The organism is Pyxidicoccus sp. M6 (assembly GCF_055568925.1).
The window spans coordinates 4,664,072-4,674,785 of the sequence record NZ_CM145714.1; the positions used below are offsets into that span (position 1 = coordinate 4,664,072).

10 protein-coding genes are annotated in these 10,714 nt (G+C 69.7%); 5 read left to right on the forward strand and 5 right to left on the reverse strand.

All coding sequences use genetic code 11. The annotated features are described in order from the left end of the window. Positions 1–885: a LysR substrate-binding domain-containing protein gene (locus ACVTJA_RS18600; RefSeq protein WP_465837871.1), complete on the reverse strand. Its 885-nt coding sequence runs from the start codon at positions 883–885 to the stop codon at positions 1–3. A 100-nt stretch (positions 886–985) separates the two neighbouring features. Between ACVTJA_RS18600 and ACVTJA_RS18605 the strand changes: the two genes are divergently transcribed. Then, entirely contained in the window at positions 986–2,623 is a 1,638-nt protein-coding gene (locus tag ACVTJA_RS18605) for an acetolactate synthase large subunit (RefSeq protein ID WP_465837873.1), read from the forward strand. 26 nt (positions 2,624–2,649) lie between these two features. Further along, a complete protein-coding gene (locus tag ACVTJA_RS18610) occupies positions 2,650–4,083 on the forward strand; it encodes an aldehyde dehydrogenase family protein (protein ID WP_465837875.1) in 1,434 nt (477 codons plus the stop codon). Positions 4,084–4,110: 27 nt separating this feature from the next. Here ACVTJA_RS18610 and ACVTJA_RS18615 read toward each other — a convergent pair whose 3' ends face one another. Next, positions 4,111–5,100 (reverse strand): GlxA family transcriptional regulator, encoded by a 990-nt coding sequence (locus ACVTJA_RS18615; RefSeq protein WP_465837877.1) that lies wholly within the window; start codon positions 5,098–5,100, stop codon positions 4,111–4,113. 102 nt (positions 5,101–5,202) lie between these two features. Between ACVTJA_RS18615 and ACVTJA_RS18620 the strand changes: the two genes are divergently transcribed. Both ACVTJA_RS18620 and ACVTJA_RS18625 read left to right on the forward strand, forming a co-directional pair. Further along, complete coding sequence (locus ACVTJA_RS18620) at positions 5,203–5,838, forward strand: DJ-1/PfpI family protein (protein WP_465837879.1); 636 nt, start codon at positions 5,203–5,205, stop codon at positions 5,836–5,838. Positions 5,839–5,921: 83 nt separating this feature from the next. Beyond that, positions 5,922–8,933, forward strand: coding sequence for a WD40 repeat domain-containing protein (locus ACVTJA_RS18625; RefSeq protein ID WP_465837880.1), 3,012 nt, complete (start codon positions 5,922–5,924; stop codon positions 8,931–8,933). A gap of 37 nt (positions 8,934–8,970) precedes the next feature. On the opposite strand, the gene ACVTJA_RS18630 is transcribed toward ACVTJA_RS18625, so the two are convergent. After that, positions 8,971–9,372 (reverse strand): hypothetical protein, encoded by a 402-nt coding sequence (locus ACVTJA_RS18630; RefSeq protein WP_465837882.1) that lies wholly within the window; start codon positions 9,370–9,372, stop codon positions 8,971–8,973. Positions 9,373–9,390: 18 nt separating this feature from the next. After that, positions 9,391–9,777 (reverse strand): hypothetical protein, encoded by a 387-nt coding sequence (locus ACVTJA_RS18635; protein ID WP_465837884.1) that lies wholly within the window; start codon positions 9,775–9,777, stop codon positions 9,391–9,393. 230 nt (positions 9,778–10,007) lie between these two features. Here ACVTJA_RS18635 and ACVTJA_RS18640 point away from each other — a divergent pair, with 230 nt between their 5' ends. After that, positions 10,008–10,316 (forward strand): hypothetical protein, encoded by a 309-nt coding sequence (locus ACVTJA_RS18640; RefSeq protein WP_465837886.1) that lies wholly within the window; start codon positions 10,008–10,010, stop codon positions 10,314–10,316. On the opposite strand, the gene ACVTJA_RS18645 is transcribed toward ACVTJA_RS18640, so the two are convergent. Beyond that, the gene (locus ACVTJA_RS18645; protein ID WP_465837887.1) at positions 10,300–10,659 is read right to left on the reverse strand and encodes a hypothetical protein; all 360 of its coding nucleotides are present in this window, start codon (positions 10,657–10,659) and stop codon (positions 10,300–10,302) included. The genes ACVTJA_RS18640 and ACVTJA_RS18645 overlap by 17 nt on opposite strands. Positions 10,660–10,714: the final 55 nt, after the last annotated feature.

Genomic DNA, 10,714 nt, shown 5'->3' on the forward strand with positions numbered 1-10,714 from the left:
TCACCCCACATCCTCCTTCGCCCGCGCTCGCACCTCCGCCGCGAACAGCTCCGCCGCGGGCGCCCGGAACGCCCCCTTACGCCACAGGAGCGCCGCCAGCTCCGAGCGCGGAGCAGGGGACAACCGCTTCACCACCAACCGCTCCGCGTCCCCGAGCCGTGGCTCCGGCAGCACCGTCACCGCGAGCCCCGCCCGTACAATCGCGAGCACCGTCGCCACCGCATTCGACTCCAGCGCCACCCGTGGCGCGAGCCGCATCGCCGCGAAGTACGCATCCACCCGCGCGCGCACCCGCAGCCCCCGTGACAGCAGCGCGAACGGCTCCTCCACCAACTGCTTCACTCCCACCGACTCCGCCCCCGCCAGCGCGTGCCCCCGCGCGATGACGAGCGTCAGCCGGCTGTCGAACACCGGCTCCGCGTCCAGGTCCGCCAGTCGCGCGGGCGCATAGCCCAGCCCCACGTCCAGCTTTCCGTCCGCGAGCCGCCGCTCCAGCCGCCGCACCACCGCCTCCTCCGCGCTCAACGCCAACCCCGGGTGCCTGCGCAGCACCGCCGCCAGCGCCGGCACCACGATGCCGCGCATGCTCGGCGGATACCCCACACGCAGCGCCCCCGTGGTGAGCCCGCGCAGCGCCTCCACCGCGGACACACCGGCATTCACGTCCTCCAGCGCACGAGACGCATACGTGCGAAACAGCTCCCCCGCCTGCGTCAGCCGCACCCCCGCCCGAGCCCTCTCGAACAGTGGCGTCCCCAGCTCCTCCTCCAACTGGCGAATCTGCTGCGACAGCGTGGGCTGTGAGACATGCACCCGCCGCGCGGCGCGCCCGAAGTGCAGCGTGTCCGCGACGGCGGAGAAGTAGCGAAGGTGCCGGAGCTCCATGCCTTCATCATAGATGCCACCTATCGGGTCGATGAGAACAAACGAATGTACGAATCGAGCCCCGCGGGTACATCTTCCTCGTCACGAAGGAGAGGCACCCATGAAGGCATCCGACCTGTTCGTCAAAGCCCTCGAAGCGGAAGGCGTTCGCAACGTCTACGGACTCCCCGGCGAGGAGAACCTGGACCTGCTCGAGTCCATGCGCACCGCGGGCATGCGCCTCATCGTCACCCGCCACGAGCAGGCGGCCGGGTTCATGGCCGCCACCCAGGGCCGGCTCACCGGGCGCGCGGGCGTGTGCCTGGCGACGCTCGGCCCGGGGGCCACCAACCTCGTCACCGCCGCCGCGTACGCGCAGCTCGGCGCCATGCCCATGGTGATGCTCACCGGCCAGAAGCCCATCAAGGTCAGCAAGCAGGGCCACTTCCAGATTGTCGACGTCGTCGGGATGATGCGGCCCCTCACCAAGTCCACCCGCACGCTCGTCTCCGCGGAGCACGTCCCCTCGGCCGTCCGCGAGGCCTTCCGCCGCGCCGAGGAGGAGCGCCCCGGCGCCACCCACCTGGAGCTCCCCGAGGACGTCGCCCGCGAGTCGACCGAGGCCGCGCCCCTGGCGCCCGGAGTCCTCCGCCGGCCCGTGGCCGACGAGGCCTCCATCGCCCAGGCGGTGGAGACCATCGCCTCGGCGCGCCGCCCGCTGCTGATGATTGGCGCGGGCGCCAACCGCAAGCTCACCTCGGAGATGCTCCGCGTCTTCGTGGACCGTGTGGGCATGCCCTTCTTCAGCACGCAGATGGGCAAGGGCGTCGTCGACGAGTCGCACCCCTTGTGGATGGGCACCGCCGCGCTGTCCGACGGCGACTTCGTCCACCGCGCCATCGAGGCCTCGGACTGCATCGTCAACGTGGGCCACGACGTCATCGAGAAGCCCCCGTTCGTCATGCGCGACGGTCGCCGCACCGTGGTTCACCTGAACTTCAGCTCCGCCGAGGTCGACCCCGTGTACTTCCCGCAGGTCCAGGTGACGGGAGACATCGCCAACGCCGTGTGGCGAATCGCCGAGGGCGTCGGTCCACGCTCGCACTGGGACTTCACGCCCTTCGAGCGCGCTCGCGCCGGGCTCGACGCGCAGCTCGCGGGCGGCGCGGCCGATGACCGCTTCCCCATCTACCCCGCGCGACTCGTCGCGGAGGTGCGCCGCGCCATGCCGGACGACGGCATCGTCTGCCTGGACAACGGCATGTACAAGCTGTGGTTCGCCCGCTACTACCGCTGCCGGAGGCCCAATACGCTGCTGCTCGACAACGCGCTTGCGACGATGGGCGCGGGCCTGCCGTCCGCGATTGCCGCGAAGCTCGTCTATCCTCGCCGCAAGGTGCTCGCGGTCTGCGGCGACGGAGGCTTCATGATGAACTCGCAGGAGCTGGAGACGGCGGTGCGCCTGAAGCTGGACCTGACCGTCGTCGTCGTGCGCGACGACGGCTACGGGATGATTCGCTGGAAGCAGGGGGAGATGGGCCTGCCTGACTTCGGGATGACGCTGGGCAACCCGGACTTCGTCCGCTACGCGGAGGCGTACGGCGCCCGGGGCCACCGCCCGGGGAGCGCCACCGAGTTCGGCGCCACGCTCGCCCGCTGCCTGGAGTCCGGCGGCGTGCACGTCATCGACCTGCCCATCGACTACTCGGACAACGCACGGGCGCTCGGCGCCGGTGCCGAGGCCGCCATCGAGCCGTGAACACAGGACGGAATGTGGGGAACACCATGCTGGCTGAACGCTACCCGTACTACCTGGCCAACCGTCCGCGGCAGCCCAACGCGGACCTGCCCGTCACCGACAAGTACTCGGGGGAAATCGTCACCCGCGTGGCCGTCGCCGACGCGGCCGCCGTGGAGGAGGCCATCGCCGCGGCGGTACGCGCGGCGGGGCCCATGCGCAAGCTCGCGCCGTACGCGCGGCAGGAGGTGCTGGAGCACTGCGTGCGCCGCTTCCATGAGCGCGCGGAGGAGCTCGCGCTCGCCCTCTGCATCGAGGCGGGCAAGCCGCTGCGCGACGCGCGGGGGGAAGTCACGCGCCTCATCGAGACCTTCAAGGCGGCCGCGGAGGAGGCGGTGCGCGGCGGCGGCGAGGTGCTGAACCTGGAGGTGTCGAAGCGCACGGCGGGCTACCGGGGCTTCACGCAGCGGGTGCCGGTGGGGCCCGTCTCGTTCATCACCCCGTTCAACTTCCCGCTCAACCTGGTGGCGCACAAGGTGGCGCCGGCCATCGCGGCGGGCTGCCCCTTCGTGCTCAAGCCGTCGGACCGCACGCCGGTGAGCGCGCTCATCATGGCGGAGGTGCTCGCCGAGACGGCCCTGCCCGAGGGCGCCTTCTCCGTGCTCCCGACGCGCCTGGAGGACGTGGGCCCGTTCATCGAGGACGACCGGCTGAAGCTGCTGTCCTTCACCGGCTCGGAGAAGGTGGGGTGGGACCTGAAGGCCCGCGCCGGCCGCAAGAAGGTGGTGCTGGAGCTGGGCGGCAACGCGGCCTGCATCGTGGACCGCGAGCCGGGCGCGGACCTCGACTTCGTCGCGGACCGGATTTCCCACGGCGCCTTCTTCCAGGCGGGGCAGAGCTGCATCTCGGTGCAGCGCGTGCTCGTGCACGAGGAGCTGTACGGCGCCCTCAAGGACAAGCTCGTCACGAGGGCCCGGGCGCTGCGCGCGGGCAACCCGAGGGACGAGGCCACCACGCTCGGGCCCATGATTGACGAGCCCGCCGCGCGGAGGCTGGAGGGGTGGATTCAGCAGGCCGTGAAGCGGGGCGCGAAGGTGCTGACCGGGGGAGGGCGGAAGGGCGCGTTGCTCGAGGCCACGGTGGTGGAGGGCGTCCCCGCGGACGAGCCGCTGTGCGCGGAGGAGGCCTTCGGCCCCGTGGTGCTGCTCCAGCCGTTCCGCGACTTCGACGAGGCGTTGCGCCTGGTGAATGACAGCCGCTACGGGCTGCAGGCCGGCCTCTTCACTCGGGACTGGCCCAAGGCGATGCGAGCCTGGGACGAGCTGGAGGTGGGCGGCGTCATCGTCGGTGACGTGCCGAGCTTCCGCGTCGACACCATGCCCTACGGTGGCGTGAAGGGCTCGGGGCTGGGACGCGAGGGCGTGAAGTACGCCATGGAGGACATGACGGAGCCGCGGCTGCTCGTGCTCCGCCAGGGCTGAGTCGTGCACACGGCCGGGCGCGCCCCGTCACGCGCGGGGTGCGAACCGGCCGCGGTACTCGGCGGGCGTCACTCCGAGCGCCCGCTTGAAGACGCGGTGCAGGGTCTCCAACGTGCCGAAGCCCACCTCGGTGGCGACCTCCTTCACCGTCCGCTCCGTCGACTCCAGCAGGGTGCGCGCGGCCTCCACGCGCAGCCGCTCGACGTAGCGCGCGGGCGTCACGCCGACCTCGGAGTGGAAGGCGCGGGCGAAGTTGCGCGGGCTCATCGTCGCGCGCTTCGCCAGCGCCTCCACGGAGAGGTCCTCCTGGAGGTGCTCGGGCAGCCACTCCTGCACCTCACGCACGGGCGCGCGCGAGGCCCACTGCGAGGCCATCTGCACGCTGAACTGGCTCTGTCCTCCGGGCCGGCGGAAGTACACCACCAGCAGCCGCGCCACCTGCCGCGCCACCTTCGCGCCCAAATCCTCCTCCACCAGCGCGAGCGCCAGGTCGATGCCGCTGGTGACTCCCGCCGACGTCCAGACGCGGCCGTCCCGCAGGTAGATGGAGTCCGGCTGCACGTCGCACCGGGGATGCTGCTGTCGCAACAAATCGCATGCGAGCCAGTGCGTCGTGGCGCGCTTGCCGTCGAGCAGCCCGGCGCGCGCGAGCAGGAAGCTGCCCGTGCACACGGACGCCACGCGCCGGCAGCGCTTCGCGAGCGAGGTCAGGTGCGGGGGCAAGTCCGGCTCCGAGTCGGGAACCATCGTCACCTCGCCGCCGGGCACCATCAGCGTGTCCACCGGGCCGCGCACGCGGTCGAGCGCGACGGTGGCCTGGAGGAGCACGCCGCCCTGGGTCATCACCGGGCCCTTGCGCAGGGCCGCGATTTCCACGCGGTATCCCGGACGCTTCCCCTCCACCACCCGCGAGGCGGTGGTGAAAACCGAGGACGGCCCCGCGATGTCCAGGAGCTGCACCTCGGGGAAGGCCACGAACAACACCCGCCGCTCTGTCGGAACCCGGTTGGCAGACATCGTCAAATCATTGGCAGCCCTGCCATCGACTGACAAGCGTACGTTGGCTCTCGTCGGCGCCAGGGCGGCGCCGGCTGACAACCCGACACGGGGGAGCCCACCATGGACATTGCCTTCCTGCTCTACGACAACATGACCTCGCTGGACTTCATCGGCCCCTACCAGGTGCTCACCATGGTGCCGAAGGCGCGCATCCACCTTGTCGCCGCCCAGGCCGGCCCGGTGCGCACGGACATGGGCGTGCTCATCCACGCGGACAAGCGATTGGAGGACGTGCCCCGCGCGGACATCGTCGTCGTCCCCGGGAGCCCGGACCCGTCGAAGACGATGGCGGACGAGCGCGTGCTCGCGTGGCTCCGCGCCATGGACGACAAGTCGCGCTGGACGACGTCGGTGTGCACGGGCTCGCTCATCCTCGGCGCGGCGGGACTGCTGAAGGGGAAGCGGGCGACGACGCATTGGATTGCGATGGAGGCGCTGGGCGGCTTCGGCGCGACGCCCGTCTCGGAGCGCATCGTGTTCGACGGGAAGACTGTCTCCGCCGCGGGTGTGTCCGCCGGCATCGACATGGCGCTGGCGCTGGTGGGGAAGGAGCTCGGGGCCATGGTGGCGCAGTGCATCCAGTTGGGCATCGAGTACGACCCCGAGCCGCCGTTCAATTCGGGCTCGTTGAAGGTGGCCTCGCCGGAGGTCATCGAGGCCACCCGGCGCATGCTGCAGGCCATGATGGCGGCCTGAAGTCCCTGGGCGCTTGTCATTCGGGAGCACCACTCACACCGTGTGTGGCCTCGCTCAGGGATGGGGATAGAGTGGCGCTCTCCATGCGCTTGCGTCTGCTCTCGTATTGCCTCTGTCTGGTGTTGTCCGGTCTCTACACCACGCCTTCCCATGCGGAGAGCGCCCCGGTCGGCGCCGAATCGGCGTGTACGCCCGGGGAGCTGCTCTTCGCGCCCAGCTACGTCCCGCTGGACCTGATTCCCACGCCCGATGGGCGCTCGCTCTTCGTGGTGGACCGCGGCGTCCTCGCCCTGCGGGATGTCTCTACCCTGAAGGTGCAGCGCTACCTGCTGCCCCAGGTGGACGGCTGGCAGTCGGCCTCTCTCTCCCAGGATGGCCGCACGCTCACCGCCCAGACCTTCGACGGTCAGCGCTATGCCTTCGACACCACCACGTGGGAGGCCCGACGCCTGCAGGATGCGCGCGTGCTGAAGGGGGAGCGTGAGCAGGCCGACTACGTGGGCATGGACGGCCTCGTGGGCACGAAGTTCCTGGGGCGTGAGGCCGACTCCCAGGTCCGGGAGGTGCTGCGAGCGCCCGGCCTCGTCCAGAAGCTGACGGCCGGCGGGGATTTCACCCAAGCGGTCGCCATGGATGCCGCTCGGCAGCAGTTGCTCATCGGCGGGGCGACGGGCTCGCTCACGCTCGTGGACCTGAAGGGTCAGCGCATCCTGAAGCGCATCCCGTGCAAGGGCTGCTCGTCCTATGTCGCACTGTCGGCCGATGCCAATGGGTATCTGGGCGTGACGGACCAGGGCCTGCTGCGCGTGCTGGACCGGAAGCTGAAGGTGGTGCGGGAGGTGGCCCTCCTGCCCCCGGAGCGCTCCGCGACGGGCGAGCCCGACGTGCGACTCGTGCGGAGTGTAGTTCGCGTCGGCGGCGGCTCGCGCGTCGCATGGCTCACCCGGGACCGCGAGCTGGGCCTCTTCGACCTCGAGACGGGGACCCATGTCGTCCGACTGCCCGCCGTGGGGCTCGGAGGAACGGACCTGGCGGCCCTGCTGGATGCGCGGCGTCTTGCCGTGGTCCACGAGGGGACGGTGCGCATCTGGGACATCCCGGAGCAGCGCCTGCTCGTCGAGAAGAAGGGGCCCTATGCGGACGCGGCCCGGGTCGATGCGGAGCAGCTCCTCGCCACGCGCTGGGATGGCTTCGCCGAGCTCATCTCCTCCCGCTCGGGAGAGGTCGTGCGCAGCCTCTGTGTCACGCAGCGCGGCTGCAAGCGTGGCGGCCCCAAGGACCTGAAGAGCCTCATCGCGCGCTACCGGGAGCATGCCCTGAAGGGCGAGGAGCGTGAGGCGGAGCTCCTGGCCGAAGAAATCACGGACCTCCAGACCCCCGAGGGGGCGGAGCTGCACGTCTCGCCGGACCGGCGGACGTTGGTGGCGCTGACCTATCCCTTCCTCGTGGCGGGCCGTTGGCAAGCCGGCTCCATCGGGACCTGGCGCCTGCCGGGGCTGGAGCCCCTGGCCATGCGTCCTCTCGCGCGGGACGAGATGAACGGGGAGGCGCGCTTCGGCGCTGACGGTGTGCTCTACGCGGGGAACAAGGCCTTGAGTGGCGCGGGTCTGCCCACCCCGGTCGCCAGGAAGGAGCAGGACCGCAACCAGGATGCGCCGGACGAGGACACGAAGAACGTCCGCGTCTACTCCGGTGGAGGGCTCACCCTCCGGGTGGAGCCTCCTGGTAACAGCGAGGATTCCTACGACGATGTCGCGCTGCTCGGCCCTGGCGAGCAGCCGCTGGGACTCCTCTCGGCCTTCGATGTGCACTTCCGGCGCTGGCCGCTCCGCCACGCGACGGTCGCGGACGTGCTCCCCTCGGGAGAGCGCTTCGTCATCTCCAGCCAGGCTTTGGTGAAGGACACACCGTCCTTGCCAGGCATTGCCCTGCTGGGTTCCACCCAGGTGTGGTGCTCGCCGAAGGGGCAGCCCCTGCCGCTCTTCCCCGAGGCCCCGCCCCTGCCCGCGGTGCTGGAGAGCAAGGGGCTCACCGAAGTGAGCCTCGCGGGTGTGCCCATGGGCTACGACTCCATCTCCGCCACGGCGGACGGCTCCGCCTGGCTCCTGGCCAGGGCCAGGCTGGAGTCCCTCTCCGCACCCACGGGGCCCTCCACGCTGTGGCGGCTCACGCCGCTCAAGCCCGAGGCCGAGCGGCTGGAGCTGCCTCCCACCCCCGAGGAGTGGTCTCGCCTCGCGAACGCGCCGGATGATGGTTCCCTCTGGGCCCTGGGCAAGGGCTCGCTGGCGCATCGCGAGGCGGATGGCCGGTGGACGCTGCACACGCTGCCAGCGGCCGACGGCACGTCACGAGAGCTGCTGGCGCCTGAGTTCATGGCGCTTCCCGGCGGACGGGCGGTGGTGATGCGCAGCTTCAACGAGCAGCCGGGCCTCCGCCTGCAGTTCGTCTTCGCGGGCCCGGGGCCGGCTCTGGAGGTGACGGAGTACAAGGGCGCGGGAGAGCTGCTCCCGCTGGTTCCACTGCCGGACGGCTTCCTGTTCCTGGGGACCCGGACGTCCATTCATCCCGTGTCGGGGCCCACGACTCCCGCATCGCTCCTCGTGCCGGGCTTCCGGTTCCGCGACGGCAAGCGCCTCGAAGAGGACGCGCTCCTCTCGCGGGTCCGTGAGCTGTTGCCCGAGCAGCTCTGGGGCCGTCAGGGTCGCGTGCTGCTGATTTCCGGGCGGCCTTCCAAGAACCTCGAGTCATGGCCCTGGGTCGAGCTGGACGCGCGGACGGGCAAGGTGCTGAAGCAGCATCCGTCCGCAGCGCTGCTCAGCACCGCGGTGGGCGTGCCCGACAAGCCGTCCGCGCCTGCTCGTCAGGGCAGCGCGAGACCCGAGTGGTTGGACCATCGGGGCAGGGCCCTCGCGGTTCCACAGTGGGCACATCCCGATTGGCTGCGCTGGGGCAGCGAGCCCCAGGACGTCGTGAGCACTCCGAAGGGCACCTGGGTGAGGCTGAAGGATGACGTGCTGCTCTTCTGGGATGGGGCGAAGCTGAGCGCCTATTTCCATCCCCAGACGCGCGACTACGCACTCAGGTACTCGAACTGAGCCGCTCACCGCCTGACGGGGACAGGGGAGGGCGGTGTCATGGGCCGTCGGTGATGACGACCCTGGGCCCTTCCTGCGAATTGGACTGCTCGAAGACCTCGATTTTCGTCGGGACCTCTTCGGGAATCGGGTCCTCGGACCGGACCCTCACGGTGGTGCCCTCGACACGGTCGGGCTTCACACAGGTCTCGCCCGCGCTGACGAGGCCATCTGTGTCGAGCCGTCTCCAGCCGGCCTTCACGCAGAACGTCCTGCCCGTCTCGTCACACCCATCGACCTCGCCATCTCCCGCGCCCACGCAGGTGAGCGTGGCGCTTACCGTGACATGTCCATCCGCATCTCGCGTCGCCGTGGCAGCCCGAATCCCCACCACATCGAACCGGGGCCCGCAGCCGGTGACGACGCAGCCGAAGACAACCATCCAAGAAGTCATTCGCATGTCGGTCTCCAGTGAGGCTCAGGGATTGGGAAGGACGACGCTGACGACGCGCGGGTCGGCCTGGACGTGGACTCGCAAGGTCGAATCGCTCGGAATGCGCTCGGAGGTGACTAGGTCCACGCGTGCACCGATGATGGACTTGACCTTCTGACACTGCTCGGCTTTCGCGATGGGATTCGCTGAGTCGGTGTCCGAGGCCTCGTACCAGCGAGCGGTGACGCAGACGCGGTCGCCATCCGCATCACATGAGTCACCGCCGCGCGGCATCCCGTAGATCAGGTCGCATGAGAGCGTGACGGAAATGGCGACCCGGTCATCTGACAGCCGCGAGGCCGTGGCCTCGCCGATACCGGGGGCCTCGAGCCCGAACTCGCAGCCCATGAAGGGCAGGACAATGAATGTCATGAGGATGGGATTCAGCCAACGACTCACGGGGGACCTCCGAGGGGTGTGTCCCGGTTGCGTTAGCAATCGTTGGACCACAAGCAGCTCGGGGTTTCACCCAGAGGGCGAAGCGGCACGGCCCTGACATGGAAGTCGCGAACGTCGGCGTTCAACGCATCAGGCGCATGACCTGGATGTCATGTCCGCGGGCCGGCCGCGTCGCTCTGTATGCTCTGCACGGAGGACCATCCATGGGTATCTGCCTCGAATCTTTCTCCCTCGCCGAAGTGCCACGGATGGCTCTCGTCCGGGACAGGGTGTGCGAAAGGCTGGGACGCCCGGTAGAGCTGATCGAGCACCCCGCGGGATTCAAGGTCGAGACCCGGTCGCGACTGTTCGTCGACATCGTGCCGGGTGAGCGCGTGCTCGACGTCCGCGATCTCGTCTTGGACCCCGAGCACCGCCTGTATCATCCATCCTTGCTGCTTCTATGTCGGGCCCTGACGGAGCTGGGAGGAAAGCAGGCTGCCGTTGAACATATTGCTACTCGGCCTGTGTAGAGCCGGAGGCCTCTGTCAGCAGCGCGTCGATGAGCTGAAGCCTGATGTCGCCAGGAACCTTCTGCTCATACGCGTAGAACCTTCGCTGGCGTCGCCCCGTTGGGAGATGCACCACTTCATAGGTGCCGCCTCCGTCGGCCCGACCGATACGGAACTCGAACTCTTCCACCTTGAAGAACCGGGACAGGAGCTGCGCGCGCAATTGCCGCTCCGCCTCCTTGACGCTGCCGCCACGAGGCACGTCGCGTTCGACCTGAGTCCCAGTCGGCACATGGGTGACGCGGACCCGCACTCCCTGCCCGATGGGGTCGATGGTGATTCGGAAGTCCTTGGGCAGAATCACAGGGAAGGCCTCGTAGCAGGTCTCTGCATGGCACTGAGCGTCAGGCCCGGGCGTG